General features: G+C 54.1%; 25 protein-coding genes and 1 pseudogene. 16 read left to right on the top strand and 10 right to left on the bottom strand.

The window, feature by feature from the left end; translation table 11 throughout:
• The 3 genes and pseudogenes from GWG54_RS17345 to GWG54_RS17335 all read right to left on the bottom strand — a co-directional run.
• Nucleotides 1-196, bottom strand: a pseudogene (locus GWG54_RS17345) (ISH3 family transposase); the annotation flags it as partial.
• Between the two features lie 358 nt (nucleotides 197-554).
• Nucleotides 555-818 (bottom strand): type II toxin-antitoxin system RelE/ParE family toxin, encoded by a 264-nt coding sequence (locus tag GWG54_RS17340; protein WP_167938950.1) that lies wholly within the window; start codon nucleotides 816-818, stop codon nucleotides 555-557.
• On the bottom strand, nucleotides 815-1,108 hold the full coding sequence (locus GWG54_RS17335) for a ribbon-helix-helix domain-containing protein (RefSeq protein ID WP_167938949.1): 294 nt from the start codon (nucleotides 1,106-1,108) through the stop codon (nucleotides 815-817). Before GWG54_RS17335 ends, GWG54_RS17340 begins: the two co-directional genes overlap by 4 nt.
• A 223-nt stretch (nucleotides 1,109-1,331) precedes the next feature.
• On the opposite strand from GWG54_RS17335, the gene GWG54_RS17330 reads away from it, so the two are divergent.
• The 4 genes from GWG54_RS17330 to GWG54_RS17315 all read left to right on the top strand — a co-directional run bounded on the left by GWG54_RS17330 (nucleotide 1,332) and on the right by GWG54_RS17315 (nucleotide 5,175).
• Entirely contained in the window at nucleotides 1,332-1,769 is a 438-nt protein-coding gene (locus GWG54_RS17330) for a DUF6653 family protein (RefSeq protein WP_167938948.1), read from the top strand.
• Between the two features lie 176 nt (nucleotides 1,770-1,945).
• Entirely contained in the window at nucleotides 1,946-3,307 is a 1,362-nt protein-coding gene (locus GWG54_RS17325) for a glutamate-1-semialdehyde 2,1-aminomutase (protein WP_167938947.1), read from the top strand.
• Between the two features lie 316 nt (nucleotides 3,308-3,623).
• The gene (locus GWG54_RS17320; protein ID WP_167938946.1) at nucleotides 3,624-4,796 is read left to right on the top strand and encodes an IS701 family transposase; all 1,173 of its coding nucleotides are present in this window, start codon (nucleotides 3,624-3,626) and stop codon (nucleotides 4,794-4,796) included.
• Nucleotides 4,797-4,911: 115 nt separating this feature from the next.
• Complete coding sequence (locus GWG54_RS17315; RefSeq protein WP_167938945.1) at nucleotides 4,912-5,175, top strand: MarR family winged helix-turn-helix transcriptional regulator; 264 nt, start codon at nucleotides 4,912-4,914, stop codon at nucleotides 5,173-5,175.
• Here GWG54_RS17315 and GWG54_RS17310 read toward each other — a convergent pair.
• Nucleotides 5,162-5,416 (bottom strand): hypothetical protein, encoded by a 255-nt coding sequence (locus GWG54_RS17310; protein WP_167938929.1) that lies wholly within the window; start codon nucleotides 5,414-5,416, stop codon nucleotides 5,162-5,164. The two genes, GWG54_RS17315 and GWG54_RS17310, sit on opposite strands and share 14 nt — an antisense overlap.
• A gap of 328 nt (nucleotides 5,417-5,744) precedes the next feature.
• Complete coding sequence (locus GWG54_RS17305) at nucleotides 5,745-5,960, bottom strand: hypothetical protein (RefSeq protein WP_138246919.1); 216 nt, start codon at nucleotides 5,958-5,960, stop codon at nucleotides 5,745-5,747.
• A 307-nt stretch (nucleotides 5,961-6,267) separates the two neighbouring features.
• On the opposite strand from GWG54_RS17305, the gene GWG54_RS17300 reads away from it, so the two are divergent.
• Complete coding sequence (locus tag GWG54_RS17300) at nucleotides 6,268-7,005, top strand: uroporphyrinogen-III synthase (RefSeq protein WP_167938944.1); 738 nt, start codon at nucleotides 6,268-6,270, stop codon at nucleotides 7,003-7,005.
• Nucleotides 7,006-7,262: 257 nt separating this feature from the next.
• Nucleotides 7,263-8,384, top strand: a complete 1,122-nt coding sequence (locus GWG54_RS17295) for a mechanosensitive ion channel family protein (protein WP_167938943.1) — start codon at nucleotides 7,263-7,265, stop codon at nucleotides 8,382-8,384.
• Between the two features lie 190 nt (nucleotides 8,385-8,574).
• Here GWG54_RS17295 and GWG54_RS17290 read toward each other — a convergent pair whose 3' ends face one another.
• Nucleotides 8,575-9,549 (bottom strand): mechanosensitive ion channel family protein, encoded by a 975-nt coding sequence (locus tag GWG54_RS17290; protein WP_167938942.1) that lies wholly within the window; start codon nucleotides 9,547-9,549, stop codon nucleotides 8,575-8,577.
• 950 nt (nucleotides 9,550-10,499) lie between these two features.
• On the opposite strand from GWG54_RS17290, the gene GWG54_RS17280 reads away from it, so the two are divergent.
• Nucleotides 10,500-12,029 (top strand): molybdopterin-dependent oxidoreductase, encoded by a 1,530-nt coding sequence (locus GWG54_RS17280; RefSeq protein WP_167938940.1) that lies wholly within the window; start codon nucleotides 10,500-10,502, stop codon nucleotides 12,027-12,029.
• Between the two features lie 44 nt (nucleotides 12,030-12,073).
• Here the strand turns inward: GWG54_RS17280 and GWG54_RS17275 are convergent, their stop codons facing one another.
• Nucleotides 12,074-13,189 carry a tellurite resistance/C4-dicarboxylate transporter family protein gene (locus GWG54_RS17275; protein WP_167938939.1) on the bottom strand — a complete coding sequence of 372 codons (1,116 nt, stop codon included), beginning with the start codon at nucleotides 13,187-13,189 and terminating at the stop codon, nucleotides 12,074-12,076.
• 645 nt (nucleotides 13,190-13,834) lie between these two features.
• Between GWG54_RS17275 and GWG54_RS17270 the strand changes: the two genes are divergently transcribed.
• From GWG54_RS17270 to GWG54_RS17255, 4 genes are all read left to right on the top strand, one after another.
• Nucleotides 13,835-14,101: a hypothetical protein gene (locus GWG54_RS17270; protein WP_167938938.1), complete on the top strand. Its 267-nt coding sequence runs from the start codon at nucleotides 13,835-13,837 to the stop codon at nucleotides 14,099-14,101.
• 265 nt (nucleotides 14,102-14,366) lie between these two features.
• Nucleotides 14,367-15,551 (top strand): PLP-dependent aspartate aminotransferase family protein, encoded by a 1,185-nt coding sequence (locus GWG54_RS17265; protein ID WP_167938937.1) that lies wholly within the window; start codon nucleotides 14,367-14,369, stop codon nucleotides 15,549-15,551.
• 72 nt (nucleotides 15,552-15,623) lie between these two features.
• The gene (locus tag GWG54_RS17260) at nucleotides 15,624-15,950 is read left to right on the top strand and encodes a CGCGG family rSAM-modified RiPP protein (RefSeq protein ID WP_167938936.1); all 327 of its coding nucleotides are present in this window, start codon (nucleotides 15,624-15,626) and stop codon (nucleotides 15,948-15,950) included.
• Nucleotides 15,950-16,825, top strand: a complete 876-nt coding sequence (locus GWG54_RS17255) for a succinate dehydrogenase/fumarate reductase iron-sulfur subunit (protein WP_167938935.1) — start codon at nucleotides 15,950-15,952, stop codon at nucleotides 16,823-16,825. Before GWG54_RS17260 ends, GWG54_RS17255 begins: the two co-directional genes overlap by 1 nt.
• 87 nt (nucleotides 16,826-16,912) lie before the next feature.
• On the opposite strand, the gene GWG54_RS17250 is transcribed toward GWG54_RS17255, so the two are convergent.
• Nucleotides 16,913-17,158 (bottom strand): ferredoxin, encoded by a 246-nt coding sequence (locus tag GWG54_RS17250; protein WP_167938934.1) that lies wholly within the window; start codon nucleotides 17,156-17,158, stop codon nucleotides 16,913-16,915.
• Nucleotides 17,159-17,517: 359 nt separating this feature from the next.
• Between GWG54_RS17250 and GWG54_RS17245 the strand changes: the two genes are divergently transcribed.
• Complete coding sequence (locus GWG54_RS17245; RefSeq protein ID WP_167938933.1) at nucleotides 17,518-17,805, top strand: hypothetical protein; 288 nt, start codon at nucleotides 17,518-17,520, stop codon at nucleotides 17,803-17,805.
• Between the two features lie 388 nt (nucleotides 17,806-18,193).
• On the opposite strand, the gene GWG54_RS17240 is transcribed toward GWG54_RS17245, so the two are convergent.
• Nucleotides 18,194-18,559, bottom strand: a complete 366-nt coding sequence (locus GWG54_RS17240; protein ID WP_167938932.1) for a group 1 truncated hemoglobin — start codon at nucleotides 18,557-18,559, stop codon at nucleotides 18,194-18,196.
• 267 nt (nucleotides 18,560-18,826) lie between these two features.
• On the opposite strand from GWG54_RS17240, the gene GWG54_RS21000 reads away from it, so the two are divergent.
• From GWG54_RS21000 to GWG54_RS17220, 4 genes are all read left to right on the top strand, one after another.
• A complete protein-coding gene (locus GWG54_RS21000) occupies nucleotides 18,827-19,336 on the top strand; it encodes a hypothetical protein (protein WP_167938928.1) in 510 nt (169 codons plus the stop codon).
• A gap of 279 nt (nucleotides 19,337-19,615) precedes the next feature.
• Nucleotides 19,616-19,993 (top strand): recombinase family protein, encoded by a 378-nt coding sequence (locus tag GWG54_RS17230; protein ID WP_167938951.1) that lies wholly within the window; start codon nucleotides 19,616-19,618, stop codon nucleotides 19,991-19,993.
• Between the two features lie 1,012 nt (nucleotides 19,994-21,005).
• Nucleotides 21,006-23,144, top strand: coding sequence for an alkaline phosphatase D family protein (locus GWG54_RS17225; RefSeq protein WP_209438507.1), 2,139 nt, complete (start codon nucleotides 21,006-21,008; stop codon nucleotides 23,142-23,144).
• A 511-nt stretch (nucleotides 23,145-23,655) separates the two neighbouring features.
• A complete protein-coding gene (locus GWG54_RS17220; protein WP_167938931.1) occupies nucleotides 23,656-24,882 on the top strand; it encodes an MFS transporter in 1,227 nt (408 codons plus the stop codon).
• A gap of 39 nt (nucleotides 24,883-24,921) precedes the next feature.
• On the opposite strand, the gene GWG54_RS17215 is transcribed toward GWG54_RS17220, so the two are convergent.
• On the bottom strand, nucleotides 24,922-25,347 hold the full coding sequence (locus GWG54_RS17215; protein ID WP_167938930.1) for a heme-binding protein: 426 nt from the start codon (nucleotides 25,345-25,347) through the stop codon (nucleotides 24,922-24,924).
• Nucleotides 25,348-25,676: the final 329 nt, after the last annotated feature.

The following is a 25,676-nucleotide window of genomic DNA, read 5'->3' as shown; positions in this document are numbered from 1 at the left end:
TGCTGGAGCCACACAGTGTCGAGACCGAGGTCCCGTCGGCGCACGCGCCGACGAGGACCTCGTAGATGTCCTCAGCATCGATTTCAGCATTAGCGCCGAGATTGAGAGCAACTTCCTCACCGAGAGCGTTGACGAGAAAGTTAAGAAGCTGGTCTTCGTGGATTTCATTGTCTGCTTGCTGCTGTTTGCTAGGCACATTCGCAGCAAGCAGACGTTCTAACTAACCGGCTTTGTGAAGTACTGATTATGTGTTGACTCACTACGCTTTTCGTCTGAACCCCGCGAAGAGATCGCCAATGAGTTCGGCGTGATCGAACGGAATCGAACCCTCCAGATGCCCGTCCTTGTGTGGGCGCTTGTAATCGGTTTCTTACCAGCGACGTCCGACTGGAGGGGAATTGTGTCCGAAATGCAGCGGTTGAGACACTTCGTCTGGAGCGAATTCCAGACGAGTTCGATTATATGTTCAACATTGTTACCCCACCAGTGGTGGTTTCAGACCATGGAAGCTGTTCGTGCTTGGGTTCCCTATCTCGAGTCTCCTGGCTCGTCGGCTATGGAGGGAGGTGACGGTCGTATACGTTCCGGCGGTGGCCGACTGCCTCAACGATGAGAGTATCCTTAGCTTTGTCCCATGTTATGATTGCGCGATAGTCACCGGCACGGAGTTTGTAGTATGGATATCCAGAGAGTCGTTCAAGCCGGTGCTCGGTCCACTCAGTTGCCTCATCAACTTTATTCATGACTCGATCGGCGATCTGTGGATCAAAGTTCTCAAGGTGGTTGATCGCCTGCTCGGTATACTCGACGTTTGTCATTCCTCGCCGTCGAGTCCGAGTCGTGTACGGACATCATTGGCACTGTGGGTTTCGCCATGCTCCCGCTGCTCGCGACTGGCAGCGAGGTCCTCGAGCGTTTCCTTGGAAAGCTGTACCGTCGGTTCGACCCAGTCACGGAGGGCATCGCGAATTGCCTCAGATCGTGAAGTGTAGCCACGACGCTGGTACTCTTCGTCGATTTCCTCGAGCAATTCTGTCGGGACTCGGACGTCGATTTTGGTTGTCCCATTACTATCTTTTCCGCCGGGGCCGCCAGTATCAGTACTCATTACTCTGTGAGACGCCTGTCGCACAGAAAAGATTTGCGCCTTTCTTCAGACTTACTATCGACACGTTGGGGGGTATTATAGTTGATTAGGTTAAATGATTTTGTTGAAATACTCAGTAAGTAAATATCTCGTCCCGTTGCGGCCAGTACAGGCTGTGCATAGACCGTCTATGGTGAGGACATGATGCCAAGTCTATTTGCTACCAGTACTCCACTCTCTAGATATGCCCTCACTTGAGGAGTTTGAGGAAACCTTCTGGAAGCGGCACTCGAATCCGAAAAGCGGCTGGAGTCGTGTACTCGTGCTCCCCGTCCTTCTCTATGCGGTATATCATCGAAGTTGGAAACTCGCAGTTATTACGGTGGTATTTACAGCGATCAACCCGCTGCTGTTCTCATCACCGGAGAACAACGATGCGTGGATGACTCAAGTAGTGCTTGCCGAAAGGTGGTGGACGGAAGAGCAAGAACAGGGTGTGATTGGGGTATCATATCCGAACGTACTCAACCTGCTCAACATCCCGGTGACGGGTTACTCATTTGTCTCCGCTTATCGGAAACAGCCGATTAGAGCAACGCTGGGTGGACTGGCTTCTATGATATTGAAACTCTGGTACGTTGGGAGTCTTGTCCGCCGGTATGACGAAGAAATGTCTGAGTGAATCGTTGAGGCCAATCGCAGGCTTTAGCGAACTGCTGTTTTAGATATTGTATGTCTGAAGAATAGTATTTCTACCGAGCCATTATGGAGCACATCTAGGAGATAAAACGCGAGGGTGTCAAACGAGGGATCAAGTTCTGGGAGTGAATAGCCATATTTACTAGCGATAGATCAACGATGCAATACCACGACAGTACCTCGTACGAACACTACGATCGAGCTCTCGAATCGCTCGTCGGCGGCGTCAACTCGCCCGTCCGGGCGGCACCACAGCCGACACCGACGTTCGTCGACCACGGTGAGGGTGCCGAGATCATTGACACCGACGGGAACCGCTACACCGACTATGTCATGGGCTACGGGCCGCTTTTGCTCGGACACGACCTCCCCGATTCCGTCCGGGAGACAGTATCGAGGGCGGTCGACGATGGCCCGATGTACGGCGTCCCGACCGACGTCGAGGTCGAACTCGCGGAGTTCGTCATCGATCACGTCGAAAGCGTCGAGCGACTTCGGTTCGTCAACTCCGGGACCGAAGCGACCGCTGCGGCCGCACGCCTCGCACGCGGGTACACAGGCCGAGACAAGATTGTCGTCATGCAGGGTGGCTACCACGGCGGCCACGAGTCCTTTCTCGTTGACGGCGACGTCGACGACCGGAAGCCGGGCAGCGCGGGCGTCCCGGACGCCTTCGCCGCGGAGACGATCCCGGTACCGTTCAACAACGAGGATGCGATTCGGGACGTCTTCGACCGCCACGGATCGGACATCGCAGCCGTCCTGACCGAACCGCTGCTGGGCAACTGCGGGATCGTCCTCCCGATCGAAGGCTATCACGAGACGCTGCGGGAACTCTGTGACGAGCACGGCTCGTTGCTGATCTTCGACGAAGTGATTACCGGCTTCCGGATCGGCGGCCTCGAGTGTGCACAAGGGAAATACGGGATCGAGCCGGACCTGACGACCTTCGCGAAAGTAATCGGCGGCGGCTTCCCGGTCGGCGCGGTCGGCGGCCGCGCCGAGATCATGCAGAAACTGACGCCGACGGGCGAGGTCTTCGAGTCGGGGACGTTCAACGGCCATCCGGTAACGATGGCCGCCGGTCTCGAGACGCTCCGATTTGCGAAAGCCAACAATGTCTATGCACACGTCGACGACCTCGGAGAGCGTCTCCGGTCCGGCTTACAGGATATCGTCGAAGACCATGCCCCCGAGTACACGGTTGCCGGAACGGGATCGATGTTCAAACTGCTGTTTACGCGGGAGGCTCCCGAAACGATGGACGGACACTGCCGGGCGGGCTGCAAACAGCGACCCGACTGTCCGCGATACGACCTGTGTCCGAAAACCGGCGCCGACGTTCGTGCCGGCGAGACCGACCGGTGGAAGCGCATCTTTTGGCCGGCGATGGCCGATCGTGGCGTTCTCCTCCCGCCGAACCAGTTCGAGAGCCAGTTCGTCAGCTACGCCCACATCGAGGACGACATCGACCAGACGCTCGAGGTCTATCAGGAGGTGCTTACGAAGCGAAACCGATAACGAGCGGCTTTGCGGGCACGGTTCGGACACCCGGATGAAGGGCACTTTTTAAATAAGGAAAACCGCAAGACGTCGAAACGGTGACCGTGGAGCGAAACCCGTGATACCACCATCTAGTCTCTGACACAAGTGAGACTCAATCGACGAGCAGCGAAGAGTCGACTACTTCAGCACACTTCCCAAGGGAAGTGAGTCACCCATCTTTCAATAAGGATCCCGCGACAGCTTCTGAAACACCGTTCTACACCAGAAGTGCTGAACTACTTGACTTCGCACGTTTATCTTCGTTCGACGCCTAACTCTCGTAGATGCCCAAATGCTCCCGATTACGTCGTTTCTCTCCTGCACAGACCCGATCGACGAATTAGACACGTTCTCGTATCATCAGAAACATCACGCGAAAACGTACGTAACCGGTCTTGTTGCGGCCAGCAACAAGACCGTAGACGGCATCGCTACGCACGTTTTACCGGCGAAAAGCGAACGAGCGCTCAACAAGTTCCTCACTGAATACGACTGGGATGAGGATCGCCTCAACAGGGAACGACTGGAGCTTCTTCAGACTAATAACGAAACGCGGTGGAGCAGTGAAGGTGTCGTCATCATCGACGACACCTTCACGCACAAAACCGGTGAGAACATCCCGAACGCCGGGAAATTCTACGATCATTCTACTCGCGGACATATCTGGGGACAGAATCTCAGCTACGCGATTTACGCAGACAAGAAGACCACCTACCCGCTGTGCTTCAGACTCTACGAGAAGCACAGCAAAACTCGCGTCCAGCTAGCGAAAGAACTTGTCGATGAGTGCATCGAGATAGGTGTCCCGGCGGACACCTATCTCTTCGATATCCCGTATTGCTCGGGTGAATTCATCGATCATCTCGAAGGATACGACAAAGAATGGGTCTCTGCAATCAAAAGTGATCGAAACGTCGTCTACGCAAGCGAACGGATGCGTGTCGATGCGCTGGCCGAGCGCATCGACACGCAGCCACGCACTGTCGATAGCGAGATCTACCATATCTGGACAAAGAAGCTACAGGTATCGAAGCTAGGGAAGGTGAAGGTGCTGATCACGGAGAAGGAATCGAGTGACGAAGACGGTGAGAGGAGCATCAAGTACATCGTGAGCAACAAGATCGACGCGCCAGCGAGCCATCTCATCGCGTTATACGCGATGCGATGGCGGATCGAGACGTTCTTCAGAGACACGAAGCAGGACCTCGGTTTGGGAGACTGCGAGTTGCGAAGCCACGCAGGTGCCAGTCGCCACTGGCACCTGCTGATGCTCGCCTACAGTTTGCTGAAGCTCGGTGTTGCACAAAGCGCTCTGGGAACGGTGCTCTCACGAGCCACATCTCTTCGAGCTGATCTTAAGCTCTCGTTCCGTGAAGCCATCCAAAATCTCCTTTCATGGGCTCTTTCCAGCCCAAGCCGAAGCATCGATGATCTCATGCATGAAGTCGATGACCTCTTCATATAGGTGCGAAGTCAAGGAACTAGACAGTGCCACTATCCTTTATATTAATAATGATTATATTCATAGGGCAGGTGAATAGCGTAAAACAGTTCTATGATATTGACCTCTAGCACACGTAATGGTACGCTCGTCCCCTGACCTCTTGGCGGATCTTCCTCCAAGTGCAAAGCTTGTCTTCTTGGTTCTTGCCCAAGAGGGCCCGCTTACCCAACAGGAACTCGTTGAAGAATCACGGTTAGTATCACGGACGACGCGGTACGCACTCTCTGAGCTGGAAGAGAGTGGGTTAATTGAGAAGAACATCTCGTTCAAAGATGCACGGCAGCGTATTTATTCGCTTTCTGAAGAGGGTGAAGCGATCGAGCAGACTATCGACAACTGACAGTACGCTCAAGGCGAATCCTCAGTATCTGTCCAAAGACGTAGACCTCGTTGAGACGCAAGAAGGCGAGATACTCGAGTGTCTCCTTGATCCCGCGCCGAATCGTGTCCTCGCTGGTGCTATTCTTCACCTCGACGATCAAGTACTCCTGATCGCCGTCCCCGGAGATGATCTCGAGGAGAGTAACCGACGCCGGCGCCGAGCTCCAGGACGACGCCTCGAGACGGCTGATCTTACCCAACGTCGGGGCGACTCTCCAGAGAGTGTAGGTTAAGACCGTTGACCTAGAGAACTTTCCCACCGAATCAGTAGATTAGCGTGTGACCGACGACGTCGAGACTTACGAGTGTCCGTCACCCGACTGATCGAGGACGTTCGGAGCACAGGAAGAATTTACTGAGCATATCAATACCGAACACGCCGGTGAGTACAAGCGTGACGATTGGCCCGATACACCGGCCGGTCGGCAGGCGCGTCGTGATCGTGAGGAGAGCGACGAGGAGTGAGCTTAGCCAACGTTGGAGCGTATACAGGGGAAGGAGTGAACAGTATGTTCAAAAATGATAGCGTCACGAATCCGGTTCAAGGGCCTGAACGCTTACCGAGATAAAGTAGACGAACATGAACAAGAAGAATCCGACAATGAGCGGAATGAGCCGCTGATCAATGACAGCAAGTTCCAATATTGCTGATACAGCGATCCCGCTTATGAAAACTAGTATCACGAACCCACCAACCGCATAGTAGAACCGGAGATCGGATTCAAAGTAGCTTTGAATTCCCATTACGCTCTGTTGGCGACTGGCGACGAAAAGTACAGTGAAGTTCGCACAGTCTGCACTATCTCTGTATCGGCTATTCCAAGTGAAACCTTCTGAAATAAGGTGGTGAGACAACTTCTCACTCCATCTGCATTGGACGATGCAATCACAACTACTGGAAGATTTAGAAGATGAGACTACAGTCGGGTTAGCAGGCCTATAGAGCGTGAATTCAGAAAATCCGATGTGGATTCACAACCGCTACAACATTGTTCGATATTAGTCACTAATTCTCGATACACACAAGTCCAGCATCGGTTAACTGTCTAGTATGTCCCAGCCAACGGTGGCTGTTCTCCGGCCCGACGACAGCCGTATCATTGAGGCGGTCGAGTATCTCCAGTCACTCGGTGTGTCCCCGATTCCAGACCCGATGCTGGCAATCATGCCGACTGGTCAAATTCCACAACATGCGGACTACTGTATTTTCACGAGCGAGACCGGTGTCGACCTGGTTGCGAAAGCTGGGTGGCAACAACGGGATACCACTGTTTGTGCCGTCGGAGATCAGACCGCAACCGCATTACGCGATCGGGGTTATTCAGTCGACGTCGTTCCGTCGACGTTCACATCCACAGGACTCGTCGACGAGTTGTCTGCCGATGTCAAGGGTCAAACTGTCGAACTCGCCCGGAGTGCACACGGTAGCGGCGTGCTCGTTGAAGGACTAAAAGCAGCTGGTGCAGTCGTCAGCGAAACGCACCTGTATCGCTTGGAACGACCGCAGACTGCGGGACAGTCAGTTTCACTTGCGGTAGACGGTGAACTGGACGGGATACTATTCACGTCGCCAAAGACGGTTTCGCACTTCGTTGAGATTGCGATTGAACGCGACGCTGTCACTACATTACAACGCGGGCTAGAGAAGACAATTGTTGGTGCGATAGGAGCACCGACAGAACGTGCTGTCAACAAGCATGGGATGGCTGTCAATGTCATGCCGGATACAGTGGATTTTACGCAGCTTGCCGAGGTCACCGTCCGTCGAATTCGGGTGACTCAACAGTAAGCTCATTCCGTCTCTGATCTTCTAGATGGCTCTGAGTGTTCACAAATACCTCACTATGAACCACGTTATTCCGATAAAGGGGGAAGCAGTACCAAACACGAACGGTGTTTGACGATAGCCGAACACCGCTGTGGCCCCGACACTGAGCGGCGGGCGACCATCGTCCCGAGTCTGAGCGGGCTTTCATCCCATCAGTGCCGATCTGGACTTCAAGTGCTTTCAATAGATGTTTTTGGCTGTGAGCACTACCGGGATCAATGAGGCCCAATGCATTATTTGAGGACATAGCCTCATCACTTCCATTTATTTCCCCTGAGGAACAGCGGCTTTTGCTAACGACCGTGTTTCTTTTCGTCACTGGGTTGCTTTTGATTCTTCTTCCACGAGGTCCTCGCTACTTGAGGCGGATGTTGAAGAATGAAAGTATTCATGAGCAGTACGACGAATTGAACGAGTATCTTCCGCTCGGGTGGATTGTACGCAGCATTTTTCGGATCGGTCAGGTAGTGGTTTTGGGTAGCGGACTCGCTGGAGTACTTCATCTCTGGGGATATGAGTCACCAGTGTGGTACACCGTAGAGTTAGTTACAGCTATGTGGCCAGCACTCTCACGGTTGTTAGGAACTGGTTTTGTACTTATCTGTGCATATCTCGGAGTGGTCGCTACGTCCTCTTGGATAGACGCCTTTTCTACAAACACTTCCGGAATTGACCGACATGATCGTGAGATCATCACACGTGTATTACAGCTTCTTCTTCTTATCGTCGCGGCGCTTTTCGTTCTCACGATATGGAATTTCGACATTTCTAATCTTCTTGTTGGAGCTGGTCTTATTGGAGTCATTCTCGGATTTGCCGCACAGGAAACACTTGGTTCAGTCATTGCAGGGTTCATTCTGATGTTTTCGCGTCCATTTGAGATTGGAGATTGGATCGTTGTTGGCGAAGATCGTGGGATTGTTACCGAGATTACGATCGTCCACACTCGAATTCGTGGCCCGAATGGAGAGCATGTAGTCATCCCAAACGAAGTGATCGGAAGCCAGAGGATACGGAACCGGAGCAAGGAAAGTAGACTACGATTTTCGGTCGATGTTGGTGTTGACTATGATGCGGATATCGAGGCCGCCCGGGAGGTCGCTCAAGAAGCAGTAGAATCAATTGAGATGGTCGAAGAAACACCGTTTCCATCGGTACGGATTGAGGAGTTAGCGGACTCCTCAGTTGTTCTTCGGATCCGATTCTGGATTAGGAAGCCGAATACAGAAAAGATGTGGAAAGCAGAAGACGAAGTACTCGAGACAGTGAAGACAGCACTCGATGATGCCGATATCAATATTCCGTACCCACATCTCCGATCAGTCACAGAAGAGAAATAACATTCTCAAAATGAAGGAATTCTAACTTTACATTTTTATTTATAGTTATTAAACCATCAATCTGAACTCCGAATTCACCAATTTCGAAGCCGAGCGAGAGACTTGCTCTGTTGGGTACGCGAGGTAAGCCGTGCTGGTCAAGAAGGAAGATCCTGATGGGTCTTGACCAAAACACTGGAGTGGTAGCCGATCAGCCGGCGACGGTTGTCCCGCCGTCGTCCTCGCCGCCGCCGTCCTGCGGCACCGTCTCGGGACGCGCGTCGCCCCGACTGCGATCGACGGCGACGCGGGCGGTGCCGCTGGTTTCGTCGAACACCAGATGTGTGTGGGGGTAGGCGATCTCGACGTCGGCGTCCTCGAGCCGGTCCCAGACTTCCTCGTGAATCTTCGAGCGCATCATCCGTGGCAGGTAGGGGCGTTCGACCCAGAAGTTAAGCTGGAGTCGAACACCGTGGTCAGCGAAGGATTCGATGAACGCCCGCGGCTGGGCAGGATACTTCGTCCCACCCATCGCGATCCCCGGCCCGCCCTCAACGACGCCGTCGATCCCCGCGGCGGCATCCTCGAGTAGAGCCCGTGCCTGTTCGAGATCACCCTCGTAGGTAACGAGAAAGGGAATCGAGACGCGGGTACGCTCGTCGTCGGCCGAGAGGTTAACGACGTCCCGACTGCGGATCGTTGAGTTCGGAACGACTAGAAAGGTGTTCTCGAGGGTACGGATTTTCGTGTACCGCAGCGTAACGTCGACGACGTAACCACTTTCCTCTCGGTCGACGAGTTCAATCATATCACCGACCTCGTAGGGTCGGTTCGCGAGGATGAAGAAGCCGCCGACGATGTCGCTGGCGACCGGTGCCAGGGTGACGCCGATTACGGCCGAGAGGATGGTTGCTGATAGCACGAGGTCGGAGAGTTCAACGCCGTAGATACCGAGTACGGCGAAGGTGGCGAGAACTAGTACCGCCGCTCGAACCGCTCGCAACAACACTTCGGCGACAGATCGTCGCTGCATCCGCTCGAGAACCTGCGGTCGACTCGCCTCGGTGACCAGTCTCGAGCCGTACCAAGCGACGAGAACGACGATGGTTGCCGCCAGCCAGTTCGGGATCGATTCCGAGACCACGCCGAGATCCGTTGCGGCGAGCTCGAACGCGAGTGCGTGCATAAGGTGTCGATTGACCGCGAACGGAAAGTGCGTTCGGCCGGCGGGATCATCTTCAACGTCACGCTGTGATGGCAAGGCGATCGATTCCGAGTGGTAACATCTTGTAGACTAATATGAAAGTAAGAGGACAACGTGAACTCTGTTCCGACACGAGCCGAGCAGACCGTGGCCGCTGTCGTGATTTTCGCTGGCCTACTGGCAGTACTGGCAGTTACACTCAGTTCCGTGTTAGCTGCCGTCGTGTTATTCGTTTCATTCACCTGTAGAGTGATTATGAACGCTCGCGTTGGGACCGGGGGCTGCTGACGTTCGGGTCTCGAGGGTGTCACAAGGATGACTCTGAATATCACTATGTGGTGTCCTCGCCGTCTTCGGCTCGAGAGCAGCTGACCGGTATCAACAATCCCCTACAGAAGAGCGACGAAAGACGCTTATCAGCGGATTGGAAACCTGCAATAGGGGCGCAGTGAACCCCTTGGGGTCAAACACCGAGGCACTCGGCCTGTCCAGCCTGTAGAGCAGAACTGTTAATCCAGAGTATGTCTGTATCATGGGCTATGGGACATCATAGTAACCTTGATCACGCCTACTGGGCGAAAAGAGGGTTCCTGTTTGGTCTGGGACTATTCTTACTCGGCGCCAGCGGTGAGATTCTTGGTCAGATGTTCTTCAGTCCCCTTCCCTCTTGGGAACACACACTATTCACTTTGCTCATTGGTATTGGAATCATTACGGGGTTTTTCTCACCGTGGATCTTTGGAGTAGCACTCCCCCTTATTGACTAAGAGTATCGATACGAATTTATTGCAAAAAAGAGTCAGCGATGTACGATTGACTGTTGTCACTAATATCAGAGTTATCGACGAGATGGCCGAATATGTTCGATAAGTGCCTGCTATCGCCCGATGAGGGGGATTAGTCTTATAGCCATCGCTTCCGATACTCAGACTATGACAAGTGGTCTCGAGTACCCATGGTGGCTTCGGATCACACACTGGTTTAACTTCTTTTTCATCATCTTGTTGTTCCGAAGCGGGTACGAGATCCTCATGAGCCATCCTAAGCTCTATTGGAGTGATGACGCTAAGCCAAGCGATGTATGGCTCCGAGTCGGTGACGAGGAGCGGACGACCGATTTTGATAAGGAAGCCATCGACGGGGAGGACCTCTGGGCGGCCGAAGATGAGATCGATCCGCCGTCGTCGCTGATATCGCTCCCGGGACGGGATGCCATTGGAATGGGGCGCCACTGGCATTTCTGGGGGGCAATCGGATGGATCGTCTGCGGTGTCCTCTACGTGGGAGCGCTCCTCATCTCGGGCGAATGGACGCGGTTCGTGCCGACATCACTCGAGATTTTCCCGCAAGCGTGGGACGCGCTGGTCGCGTATGCACAACTCCAGATTCCCCATACTGAGGGGTACAACGCGCTCCAGCAACTCACGTACTTCGGCGTTATCTTTGTCCTCTCGCCGCTGATGATCCTTACCGGGATCTTCCAGGCTCCGGTCTTTCGGGCGAAGTTCCCCGACTGGTTCGGGACGAATCGACAGTTTAACCGGAGCCTCCACTTCATCGGCTTTGTCGCGTTCAACATCTTCCTGTTCGTTCACGTCGCACTCGTCGCCGCACACGGATTCTGGGCGGAGATGGGCAAGATCGTCCTCGGGAGTGAAGCAGCATCAACCGAACTGACGATCGCACTCACCTTACTAGGCGTTGCGATCGTTATAGGGTTTGCCGGCTTTGCCACTTGGATCTCACTAAAACGTCCGTATCGGACACAGAACGCGCTCGAGATCGGCGTCGATCCGCTCCTAAAGGGACTCTTCCACCACGTCTCGTTCGTCGAGGGCGACGATAGGCCGGAAGCCTCGGAGTTCGCCCGGGTCAACGGCAAACCGCCGCGCAACGACGAGTACCGGACTCATTTCGAGAATGACTTCGAAGACTGGACAATCACGGTCGACGGACTCGTCGAGAACGAACTGGAACTGACCCCTGAGGAGATCCGGGAAATGGACAAACAGGAACATATCACCCGCCACGACTGCATTCAAGGGTGGACTTACTACGCCAAATGGGGCGGCGTCCCGCTATCGGCGATCATGGACCGCTGTGAACCCCACGAGGACGCGGAGTGGCTCGTCTTCTGGACGCTCGACGAGAAGTGGGAGTACTCTGAGGACGGCCCCTTTGAGGAGGTCGATGACAACGTGCCGGAATTCTACTACGAGGCCATCCGGATGGACAAGGCCCGCGAACCCCGGTCGATTCTGGCCTACGAGATGAACGACGATAATCTGCCCATCGCCCACGGTGCGCCATACCGACTTCGGATCGAGAGCCAACTAGGTTACAAGATGGCGAAGTGGGTCACCCGGATCGAGTTCGTCGAGGACTTCGAGGACATCGGCAAGGGCTACGGCGGCTGGCGCGATGACGTCCTCCACTACTATCCCAATAGCGCAGACATCTGACTGTCGCGACCGATAGTCTCTCGAGCGCGGTTCAAAACCGGTCATCACTTCGAATCGGCGGCACGACCGATCCCGAACACGGCGTACAACAGTGTTCGGCCCGACGCCCTGGCCGCACCACAGAGCGTGAGTCCGCACACGAACAGTGCGAACCAGCCCCAGTACTCGGGAACGATCCGGAGTGTATTGAAAGTCTGAATCCCTCCGAGGTTTAGTGTGCAGGCGGTGTACATCCCCATCGGGAAGACCCGCCCCCATGTCGCTGGCTCGTACGTGTTCAGTCGCCGACCGACCGCGATGCGCGACCACGGTACGAGGGTGACCCACAGCGGCGGTTTACTCTCAATATCACCGGTGAGAAATTTCCAGATGTCGACGACGAGCAATAGCGGAATCCACCACGACGCGATCGCCCACGCGAGAAACGTGACCCCGAGAATCACCGGTGCGTACGGCTCCCAGGCGGGAATTGACTCCAGACGTGGCCCGAGCGTCGACCCAGCCAACGTTGTGATCGCTGCGGCGCCCATCGTGATCCAGTATGGTCCCGTCCAGTCTGATGGGCGGACGTTTCCCTCGAGGAGGCGGTACGCCACGATCGTGACGATGACGAAGTAGAGGACGTATCCCGCTCCGTAGTAACTCATGCTCAGCAAGACGATGTCGGCCGCGTACGAAGACAGTTCGTTCGAGAGCAACCCGCCTAGAACCGCGAGTGACTGCATACAGACAATCACCAGGAGGAACGCACCGTCGATGCGCTCGCTGACCGCTGTTTTCCGGGCGCCAATAAACTCCGTCCCGAATAGGTAATAGAGTAAGATCGGCGTTACGACAAGGGTCATCGTCCAGAGCGCGGTCGCGATCGTGATCGCCTCGAAGAACAGGACGAACTGCGTGCCGACGGTGTTAGTGGCGACGACGAACGTAAGTGTTCCCCAGTGGCGCTCTCGGTTTCGAAGATCGGCAGCTACGCGGCGCGGAAATGCCACAATTTTGACTATGAATAAACCGATGAGAACTACGTAGGAAGCAATAGTAAACACTGCAAGCGGCCACGAAACCGTCCCGATGTCCAATTCAAGAAATGCGATCGAAATGATACCAGTTGACATGACGAGTCCGAAGTATGCCGGATCAAGTTCGCGAAGTGGATCCATGACTCCGCTCATAGCCCGAAACATATTGGCCGGTTTTCCGCCGATCGGACTCTCATCTCTCGTCATTGCGGGGTATCAGTCTATCGTTCATTCTGTGACTTGATAGGAAAGTACTGTTGCTCTAGTGTTCTATAACGCTACTATCTATCGGTCGGTACCAAATTATCAGGGGAAAACGCCGAAACGGAGAAAGCACATACGTTTGCTCGCTTGCACCAGTTTAGTGAATGCCAGGGTTGTGGATTCGTTTTGCGAGCGATAAGCGATGCTGATCCTGACCCACTAAATTGGAATTCGTGCCCCGAATGTGACGGCACAGACTTCGAGCTTATCGATACGTGATTCATCTGTACTGATCAGAATAGATCGGCTCTTGTGTTCGAGTCAAAAGCGTTCGACCAATGATCTTGACACTAGATTCGTACATAATCTCTTTTCTACCATTATCCGAATAGAGATGGGCTCATACCCTGTAGCCACCTATTAGTTCGGGTGAGTCACGTTGCAGGGTACTATGAGTAACGAAGTCCCGGGAACGCTTTCGGTTGAGATAAACGAGCTTGGAAGAACACGGCACGTACCGTCAGCTCATGTCGATCAACGTCGGTAGGGAGAGAGATCTTGGATCGCGTTCCGATCTACAGGATGAAACTCCCGATCGGCCGCACCGGTCATACGGCCAAGTGTAAGCCAATGAGTGGTCCCCTCGGTTCCACATTGGATGCACCGACCAGCGAGTCGTGCCTCAATATTGCTCCCATCGACACCAATTTCGGCGAAGCCTTCGGCGAGAAAGTCAGTCACTTCGCAGTCACAGAATTCGATGTCAGTAAACCACCAAAGATTGCTAACGCCGAGTTCCCGCGTTCCATTAACACTCAGCCAGGCACCCCTATCGACGTGACGAACTGATATCGGCACAAGGGTCCTACGTTCGTCCGGATACTATGAGTATCGTCGAGCACAAGATTAGCCATTGTCACGTACACGAATGTAATTCCATTCAGGGCAAAGAAGAGGTCGACTCCTCACTATCACTCGCCAATATAAACAGAGCAATATCTCTCATCCCGAATTACGTCACTTTGGTCGTCTGCTTAGCATACAGATCGTACACAGAGGGGGGAGGGCTCCCTCGGTTCGTTTTTGAAAGACCAGAACGATCGTACTGACACTAATGGACGACTCGAGATATCACACTGAAACCGTCGCTACACAATTCGATTGGCGCAATGTAGGCGTCACAGATGCCGGAGATGTCGTCTCACCAATCCACCTTACCACCACGCACGAAATGCGTGCTCCCGGTAATGTGGATCACGAATACAAGTACACTCGGTTCGGAAACCCGACACGTGATGCACTTGAGGTGCGACTCGCACAACTTAGTGGTGCCGAACACGCCATCACATGTGCGTCAGGAACGGCTTCGATAGCAGCGACCTGCCTATCTATTGTCGAGTCGGGCGACCACGTCGTCGCATTCGACGGCATCTACGGGGGGACAAGACTTCTATTCGAGGAATTATTGGTCAACTCGCTTGGCGTCACCGTTGAGTATGTTGATGCGACGGATACAGACGCTGTTGATGAGGCAGTTACCGATGAGACCACGCTTGTATGGATGGAGTCGCCGACGAATCCGTTACTGCGGCTCTGTGATCTCTCGGCAATAGCCGACATCACAGCGTCGGTCAATGCAACCTACGTCGTTGACAATACGTTTGCGACACCGTACTTCCAGCGCCCTCTCGATCACGGGGCCGATATCGTCGTTCACAGCACGACGAAATATCTCAACGGACACAGCGATTCGATGGGCGGGGTAGTTCTGACCAACAGCAAATCGAGCGCAGAAGATATCGCTCACACACAGTCGTATAACCTCGGAGGAACGCTTGCACCTTTCGACAGCTATCTCACGCTCCGTGGACTTCGGACGTTTCCTCTCCGAATGGATCGTCACGAGACAAATGCCGCGAAAATCGCGACATATCTCGCCGATCATCCTGCGACGATTCGAGTCAACTACCCTGGACTAGAGAGTCATGCCCAGCACAATCTTGCCGAGCAACAGATGGACGGTTTCGGCGGTATCGTCTCGTTCGAACTGGACGCGACGAGTGCAGAGACGCGGGCTGTCCTCGAGGAACTTGACGTGTTTATATTAGCAGTCAGTCTCGGTGGAACGGAGTCGCTTGCGGATCACCCTGCAACAATGTCCGCATCGTACCTTACCGAGGAAGAACGGACCGCTGCAGGGATATCGGACTCATTGATTCGAATTCCTGTCGGTATTGAACACGTCGACGATCTGATCGCAGATCTCGAAACAGTGCTCGCGAAACTGATAAACTCCTGATGCAGACGAATCTATTTGCCTAGAACTGGTGTCACCCAATCCCTTATCGGGGTCACACACGTACTTCTGACTATGGCTAACTATCCTCATGATCATGACCACGGTCATGGCGAAACTAAACCGGTCACGGACAGCACACACGACAACTCATGGTCGGCCAACCTAGAGAAGCCACAGTACGCAGACGATCGCACCTTACTAGTGCGACACGCGGTTGAGGCCATCGAACACACGACTAGCAGCCACCATGTTAATCTCGTTACGCACGAAGCGCATGGCCACCCCGAGACGTACCTCTACGATGAGCTCGCCAAGGAATTCAGGAGTTCGGACGTTCGATGGGAGTACATTGAACAATGCGGCTGTGGCGGGCATGTTGTCCGCGCCTACATCGAATAATGGACTCCACAAGCTCTCGGAAGAAGACAGAGACAACAAAGGGGACTGGCTACAAGGACACACCCCAGCAGCAACGGCTTGATCGGAAGCAAGAGCGGGCAGAGGCTGCTCAGTCGCAAGCGATAACAGAAACGGTTGCTCGATCCGATACCGAAACGATCCACCTCGAAGTATTCCGGTATGATCCCGACGTCGAGAGCAAACGGGAGCCCCGGTTCGACGAGTTCCACGTTCCGTACGAACGGGGGATGACTGTTCTGGACGCGCTCATCTATGCTCGAGATGAGTTCGACTCATCACTCACGTTTCGGCACTCTTGCCGAATGGCCGTCTGTGGCAGTGATGGGTTCTTTATTAACGGACGACAGCGACTAGGCTGCCAAACACAAATTTCGGATCTCGACGTACCAGTCCGTGTAGAGCCGCTTCCCCACCAACCCGTGATTAAGGACCTCGTCGTCGATATGGACCACTTCTATGAACGGATGGAGGCCGTTGAACCCTACTTCCAACCTGACGATCTCTCTGACGATGACCTGAAAGAACAGCGACAGAGTCGGAAGAACCGCGAGAAGATCAAGATGGCTTCCCGCTGCATTCAATGTGGCTGTTGCACCTCATCGTGTAATCCTTCCCAAACTGACGAAGAGTACATTGGTCCTGCGGCTATCGTCAAGGGGTATCGGTTCTATTTCGATGAACGAGAAGGAAAGGACGTGAAGGACCAACGGTTACCACTCCTGGACAAGGAACATGGGGTCTGGCAGTGTCACACGCAATTTTCGTGTACGACCGTCTGTCCGAAGGACATTCCGATCACTGAAGAAATCCAGGAATTGAAACGTGAGTCGATCAAACGAAATCTCAAATTCTAGTAATCGAGGATATTGGGTTGAGGGATCATTAAACGACGTAACTGTCAAATGTTCCACTTCACCATCTGAAACGGGAGTCAAAACTGGTTATGGTAGTAATTGTTCACCTTTCTCATCATAGACAGTGATTGCGTCTACCGGGCAAACACGAGCGGCCATTTTTGCATCGAACTCTTCTCCCTCGGGAACGTCTCGTCTGTAGTGATTAGTCTCGAATTCATCGCTCTCAATAAGCGTTGCTTTACCCACATCACGATCTTCGATGAACTTCTCCCACTCGTGAACGCAGTTGAAGATTCCTGTGCAGGTGTCACGGTCGAATTCGACTTGCATTGTGTGAATATTGAATATCGGTATGTTGTGATTCGAATCGTCCGTTTCAACGACCCGTTCTGTTCACCTGGGGGATACTGGCTGTGCTCTTCTTGGTGGTTGCTTCCGGATCGTCGTAGTAGTTTGCTCCCAAGTGGTCGTAGTACTGAATCTGGCTCTGTTGAAACTCTATTAGTTCGTCACATTCGCTGCTGAAACACCCGTCAAGCAGGTTTACGCGATGATTATTGGAATTCTGCCTCTTCGAGGTAGTTACTATTCTAGGAGGATGAAGATGCTCTGCATCTAAAAATGTGGGAACTGCCCCGCTCTTTTTATTCTTCCTTCGAATACACTAGATTGACAGAATACCAACAGCCATGACAGACAAAAAGCCAGAGATAGCGATCACGTTTAATCCGCAGGAATGGGTTGATGGACCGTACCACCTAGATGATGGGTCAGATAAACAACTAAACCCTGCCGAAAATCGGGACCCAGTGACGTTTATAGTGCCGTGGGAGGACGGGACTGACGAGGAAGGAACCGTGTTTCCTGACGAATCGTATGAAGCAAATCAGCTGCGGTCTCATCCTGCAGCTCCCGATTGGGTCCAAGACTGGGAAGGCCCGTACTATGTCCGAACGAAACTGGTTGACGACGAGTAACTGTCCCAGACAGAGCAGGTCAAGTGGCTAAAGATTTGCTGGCCGAGAGCAAAAATGCATCAGTACTCCGAACTGTAGATTTCGAGCGACTGGCTCTATTGACATCCCAGGTTAATCATCTCCGCGGCGCGTACACGTTCTATACTCGATTAGGCACACCTGTCCCTTTTGAAAACTAAAGATGAGTCGGTAGACAGACACCCATGTATGAATCGTGTATTGGTGTGAATCCTCTTTTCACGTCTGCTGAAGTCGGCGTTCGCGTTCGATGTCCCGCAATTGTGAAATTAATTCGGAATCTTCTCGTCCCGCTCATTGATTCGAACGGCCACTACCGGCGACTACGGGTGTCAACAGCGGTCGAAAACACATCTCTTCCTCGCTTGGATCAGTCCGCCGCGACGACGATCGCATTTCGGTAGCTGTCGATTGCTTTGAGAACAGCCTCCCGATTATTGTCGTCAACGTCGAACTCGGCCAGCGCGTCATCGAGGTGGGTCGCAATAGCGTTGAAGTCGTCGTGGTCGATACCCATGCCGTCATGGACCGACTCCATCTCCCCACCTGTGTACTCGACTGGCCCACCGGCGACCGAACTGATAAACTGGGCCTGATGGGCGCGTTGTCTCTGCATGTCCACGTCCTCGAAGTAGTGTGCGACCTGTTCGTCGGCGATGACGCGATCGTAGAACTCATCGACGACGGCACCGATCGCGTCCTCTCCACCGAGCCGATCATACAATGTGTCTGCCATACCGTACAGGTAACTACTTGAAATGGATAAACCCCGCCCCGAATATATTGGTCCAAAAGTATGTTTGTCAATAACACACACGGAAATGGGTCGTCTAATTGCAACTAGCCAGCTGGAAGACTGAGTGTTACTTTCTCGTGCAGGCGTTCACTGAAGTCGCAGACGAACGGTCAACAACGCTCTCCTGAGCCTGTCCATCCCTGGTCTTCGTCGCCAACTCGAAGTCACTGTTACCCGGTTCGGACTGTCGCTCCAGTAGAGCATCGGATGACTCATGAGGATCTGGTATCCACTTCGGAAAAACAGGAACATGTTCGGTATTATGTGTTTGTCGCTGGGGTCCGAGAGATCCCAACATGGGGCGACGAGAGTGCAATCACTCTGCCGTTCGGGGAGTTCATCGACGACATCACGGATGGACTGGAGCCGAGCGCCGGCGCCAGTTCGAGCCGATCGGTCGCAACCGACGGCGGCATAACCGTTCACGAAGCTGCGGACGACACGGAGATCCTCGAGAGCGGCGAAAGCGACCCATGGGATGGCCCATTCCCAGAGTACGACTGCTATGGCCAGCTGACAGGCGAACGGTATTTCCGGTGTCGCTCGTGTGGCCGCGAGGTACTCGAATCGATCGGCTGCGACGCTGTCGGCCACCGAACGGGTGCCGGCACGAGAGGGAGTAATGTGGCGACTCTACCCATCCCACTGCGACGTCTCGAGCAGGAGCCGCCGGAGAGCAAGCCAGATATCGACCACAAGCGCGCGGCTCGAGGCTGAGGCTCGAGTTGTGACCCGTCCCGATAAGATTGAGGAATGAGCGAGTGTCCCGTATGCGGTGAGACGATTACGAATGTTATCGTTCACGGACCGAGCGAAGCGGTGGTCTCGCCGTGCGGTCACACCGTTCCGCCGGCAGCACTCAAAGACATGGATCAGTAGTGGCACGGTCGGCTTGGAGTGTTGTACCCTGTAAGCGGGTACTAGTTTGCTTACAGGTTGTAAGCGAGTATCGTTCTTTAAGTGTGCAAGCTGAAGAGAGAGACGGTGTAACCGAGGATAGATCACGCGACCTACATTCGAGCGAGTACTGATGAACAGACGGACCAACACCAACGAGAGAGTATTGACGAGTGGCTCCGAGAGAACGGCGTCGGCCTCCAGGACGCCGACCACTACGCCGACCTCGGAGAGTCCGGCGTGAGCGACGACCGGGAGCAGTTCGGCGAGCTGCTCGAGGCGATCGAGGACGGCGAGTCGTATCGGTCGGCTGCCGAGGGACTCCCGCTCTCCCGACAGTCGCTCTCGAAGATCTACCGGGACGACGAGCGCCGGCGGTGGTATCTCGAGGCGACGGCTGAAAACGACGCCGTGCATGCTGCACTCGAGTCGGTCCAGACGGCGCCGGTTGATCGAAATCCAGCACCAAGGGACTGATTGCTCTCAATGGCTCTGATGAATCACTAGACGGCGGCGACTTTTCGTAGAAGATAACGTTGGTTGAAACGTCCATTCGGAATGACCATCCCTGCAACCTCGAGGGAATCTGCCAGTGACGAAGCGATTAGCTGGTCTCAGATAGACGCTGAGACACACCAACCCGACGCATTACAACGATTCACCAGGGCCGGTCTAAGTGATTCACATCGAGAGTGCACAACTCGCCGGCGCGAAGTCCAGCATCATACAGTAGCGCGACTATCATTTCGTTCCTATCCTGCAGGTAGGGAGCGATAGCGTCAGATAGGCATACGTCTAGGAGTAGTTTGACTTGATTCAGCTCGAGCCACGTTCAGGCACGGCCGTGGCTATCTGTATGCTGAACGTCGGGATTGCTTGGGGCGGGTTCTATGGTGGACATGGTTCTTAAACAATCTCGGTGATTCAGTCGGTCAACGTCGCAGTTTGTAGTAAACTCCGACGCTTGCCTCTCAACATGACATATCACACAGGGTGGTTACAAGAGAATGACGGATAGAACTCGCTACTTTACCGGATAGAAGAGTTCTCTAGATAATTCCAGAATGAAGAGATGGCTCGAGTGGGCTCGGTAAAGCTGAAAGAGGTATGATGTATTTTGACGCCAGGTTTGAGAGAGCTACAATAATGATGCACTGGCGAAGTTCGAGCGGGACGTTGACTTGTCCAACCATAGCGGGACACACCTGAAACGTTTCCGCCTTACAATACAGTATTCGCCTCAATGATCGCCTGACTGAAGCGCCGGCAGTTGAATTTCTCACTATTGGAAGAGTCTCATGTCTACCGATAGGTTTGGAACCCAAGGTGTACGGACCGGTATATTACCCACTTAGTTCATATAGAGTGATTGATCTATAGATATATTAAAATTATAAAAATAGTATACTGTACCATTGCAAACCTCGGTTGAATGGATAATTCCAATCCATTAAATCAAGATTTGACTGGACAGAACCGACGACAATTCATGCGAAGGACCGGTGCTGCCTCAGTCGCGGCGGCTATCGGCTTCTCCGGTCAAGCCTCAGCCGCATCTGACGATACAGGGAGGTTCAAGTCTGACCCGTACTCGCTGGGTGTCGCGTCCGGTGACCCGCTGCCGGACTCGGTCGTACTCTGGACGCGGCTCGCTCCTGAACCGTTGGAGATCGGCGGTGGCATGGCTGAAGAGGACGTCGAGGTCACTTGGACGATCGCGACCAACGAGGATCTAACCGATATCGTGCAGACGGACACGACGACGGCTAAGCCCGAGCACGCACACACCGTCCACGTCGAGGTCTTTGACCTCGAGCCAGCGACGGAGTACTACTACCAGTTCGAGGCAGGCGGCGCGGCTAGTCCGATCGGCCGGACCAAGACTGCGCCTGCGTCCGACCAGCACGTCGACGAGTTCGAGTTTGCGTTTGCCTCCTGCCAGTCCTGGCCCGACGGCTACTATACAGCCTATCAGTACATGGCCCAGGAGGAACTCGACCTCATTATCCACTTAGGCGACTATATCTACGAGTACGGCATCGAAACCGACGGCGGTATTCGGGATATGGAAATCCCCCAGGAATATTGCGACGAGACGATCTCACTCGATCGCTACCGGCTCCAGTACGGCCTCTACAAGTCCGACCCTGACCTATGTGATGCTCACGCGAGTGCACCGTGGCTAGTTACCCGCGATGACCACGAGGTCGACAACAACTGGGCCGGTGATATCCAAGAAGAGCCCTGGGATCAGGAGACCGTTGAGGAATTCCTGGAACGTCGCGCGGCCGCGTTACAAGCCTACTACGAACACATGCCATTCCGGATGGAACAAAAGCCCGACGGCCCAGACCAGAAGCTTTACCGAAATTACCAGTTTGGAGACCTTCTTGAGTTTAACGTCCTAGATACGCGTCACTATCGCGATGACCACGCATGTGAAGACGGTATCCTCGCGGAATGTCCGGCGCGCCATGACGAGGATCGTACAATCCTCGGTGATAAACAGCGTGAATGGCTCCTCGAGAATCTCGAGACCTCCGGGGTCACCTGGGATGTCCTGGCAAACCAATTGCCGATCGCTCGAATGGACTATACTGAGGGAGAGGAGGACGGCTGGCGGACCGAACAGTGGGACGGCTATACCGCCGACCAAGACGCTGTCACCGAGGCAATGGGCGAGCACGCCGACAACGCCGTGGTTGTCACTGGTGACGTCCATACGACTTGGGTGAGCGAACTGTACGATCCCAACGGTGAGACGGTCGTTGGCGCTGAGTTCGCGGGTACGTCGATTTCCTCAGGCAGCGACGGCACCGAGCTCCGCGATGACGCGGACCACATTCTCGCCGAGAATGAGAATGTCCTGTACAACAAGAACCTGCGTGGATATACTCAGGTGCGGGTCACGCCCGACAACTGGGAGACTCAGTGCAAGGTGCTTGACTATGTCACCGAACCGGGCTCCCCGATTTGGACGGATGCGACGTTCACGATCGAGGCTGATAAGCCGGGTATCCAGCCCCAGCCCGTGACCCTCGGTGTTGACGCCGCGGCGCTACAGAACGGAGAGACGGACGAACTCGAACTCGGTGCGCGCTGGCTCCCCTCCGGACTCTCTGGTCTAACGGCCACGGTCAAGCCTGCCAACACAGACATTACCACGATCGAGGCTATTGAGGTCGCTGAATGCGTCGAACTCTCCGAAATCGACATCGCCGACGACGGCACCGCTGCGACCGTCCGGGTCGCCGACTTGGAGGACGAGATCATCGTCCGCTCTGGTGGAGAGACTCAGACACTTGCTACCATCGAAGTTGCCGGCAAGTCTGCTGGGGCAACCGAAATCGAAATCGAGATCGACCAACTAGATGACGAGGACGGCGATACACCCGAGACGAACACCAGTCCAGGGATAGTCAATGTCGGCCCGCTGGCGATCGTACCGTCGGATTCAGAAGGGAGTAGCCCCCTTCCAAGCAACCACGACGCAGACGACCGCTACGAGGACATCAATGGCAACGGCCAACTGGACTACGACGATGCCGTGACGCTGTTTGAGGAATTCGAATCCGACCCAGTTCGGACGCATCCCGACGCCTACACTTCGATAAGAACGATCGACTAAACTACGACGACGTCATCGAACTCTATGAACAGGTAAACTAGCGGTGGGTCACCTCTCCCCGACGTTCTGCCCAGAGAAATATCCCTTATGGGTGGGGCAGGGGAATAATTTCCAAGCACAACCCACGGTACTACTCCAAGCAGCGAGGATGTTGGCTGGCGCTATCGTATCGGACGTACAGACGATCCACCAGTTCTGTGAGAGCTATTCTTCGGAACCCTCAGTTGTAAAGTAGATGAGAAGGCTGAGTTCATTATCTGGGACTACGACAGCTCCGAGGCATACGAAGGCAGTGCGTAAGCTTGAAACTCTCCCTGACCAATTCTAGAGAAAGTACGGTGCCGCAGGTATGCAACTGAGTTGGTACGCGGCTTCTGTTGGTCCGCCGGTACGCTGATTGTGGACCTGATAACGTGGACCGCTGCCTCGGCGGGATCTCACTTACGCCCAACTACCGTATACAGCGCTATTCGACGCGGTTTCGGCAAGCAAACTTCGAACGACAATATCCATGAGAACATCTCTATCCAACCCACTCACAGGCATCAAACAATCACAGACAGTCCTCATCATCTTTGCGAGTACGCTCGTGAGTGTGATGGGTGTCTCCCTCATCAGCCCAGCGCTGCCAACGATTCAGGCGGCCTGGAACATTTCAGCGAGTCAAGCGAGTCTCCTCATCTCGGCATTTACCTTGCCCGGTATTGTTCTCACGCCATTCATCGGACTCATCGCTGACCGCGTTGGTCGCAAGCGTGTGCTCGTTCCCTCACTCTTCTTGTTTGGCGTGAGTGGCATTGCAGTCGTATTTGTCGACGGATTTACAACGCTTCTCAGTCTCCGCGTTGTACAAGGAACTGCTGGCAGTGCTATCATGAGTCTCACCGTGACATTGCTTGGTGACCTGTTTTCGGGGGAACAGCAGAGTCGTCTCATTGGGCTGAACGCGGCAATCCTCGCCATCGGCGCGGCTGGCTACCCCTTACTAGGCGGTGGCCTTGCACTGCTCTCGTGGGCCGCGCCGTTCGTCTGCTTCGGCCTGGGCATTGTCGTTGCCGTTGCCGGCTCTGCGGTGCTTCCTGAACCCCAAAGTAGCATGGGTTCGTCCGGACTCTCATACGTTGCTAATGCAGCACGATCAGTCCCAACTCGGTTGGCTCTCGGGTTGTATATCGCTATTTTCGGGATTTTCTTTATTCTCTATGGCGCACAGCTCACGGTCATCCCGTTCATTCTCGACGAATCCTACGGCCTCTCCTCCGGAGCGATCGGTCTCTTGCTCGGACTTCCAGCGGTGACGATGGGGTTGACGTCCTCACAGTCATCCCGTCTCATGCGCCATCTCTCGCCCCCACGGATCATTACACTCGGTTTTGTGACCTACGGTATCGGGATGACACTCGCTGCACTCGCCCCTTCAATCGTCGTCCTTGCCGGCGCATTGTTCCTATTCGGTATCGGGCAGGGATTCGCAGAACCGATCACCGATACAGCACTGAACACACTCACGCCTGATGCATTCCGTGGCGGGATTATGAGTATCCGAACAAGCGTGCTTCAGTTCGGAACGACACTCGGTCCGCCAGTGTTCGTTGCTGTCGCCTCAGTCGTCGGCTATACCAATACGCTCCTCATCGTCGGCATCGCTGCCCTCGCCCTCGGTGTCTCTGCGTTCGGTCTTCTCACGCTTTCAAAGACCGCCCAATCGACTCGACCCCGAAGCGTCACAGACAAGTGATCGATCCTCTGGAGCAGTTGATTTGATATTGGATATTGATCATTCACCTCGGATTTCTTCCCAGCGGCTGACGCCAACTTGCGCAACTTCCATGTCCTGTTCGACAGCGCCACCGGACACGCCGAACGCGCCGACGACGTCTCCCTCTTCGTCGGCTAGCGGATAGCCGCCGCCAAAGATAACGATCCGTCCTTCGTCGGTCGTCTGGAGCCCGTACAGCGAGTTACCAGGTTCGGACGGCTCGGCGAGTTCGTGTGTAGACATATCTAGCGCTGCTGACGTGTAAGCTTTGTTCCGCGAGATGGAGACAGATGCGAGCCACGCGTCGTCCATTCGGTGTTGCGCGATGAGGTTTCCCTCGCTGTTCGTGACAGTGATAACCATCGGGTTGTCGATTTCTTCGGCTTTCTGCTCTGCTGCATCAATTAACACCTTCGCCGTGTCAAGAGTGATAGATTGTACCATTCCAATATATGTTCGTGGTTCAACATAATAAACGTACGGGCTCGATTAAATCACTAGACAGCGTCGGGATGAGTCGGTTAATCAAAGGATCTGAATCGGATGAGTGGCAGTTTGGATGAATTACATTACCGATTCGATGAGGAAATGGAGTCGCTGACCAAAAATCATTCCACAATTCCGACGAAGCTGCTGTCCCGGAAAGGGGGGTTTCCGGGACACCTGATTTCCCCCTCTCGTAGCCTTCATTATAACTACTTGACTCAGCTTTGCACGCTAGCCTCGGTTGTTGAGTGAACGAAGAGATGGTCGATCTCGGTCATGAGGTCATC

The sequence above is a fragment of the Natronococcus sp. JC468 genome (assembly GCF_012163165.1).
GTDB classification, from domain to species: Archaea; Halobacteriota; Halobacteria; order Halobacteriales; family Natrialbaceae; genus Natronococcus; species Natronococcus jeotgali.
This window is presented reverse-complemented; position numbering and strand designations above follow the sequence as displayed.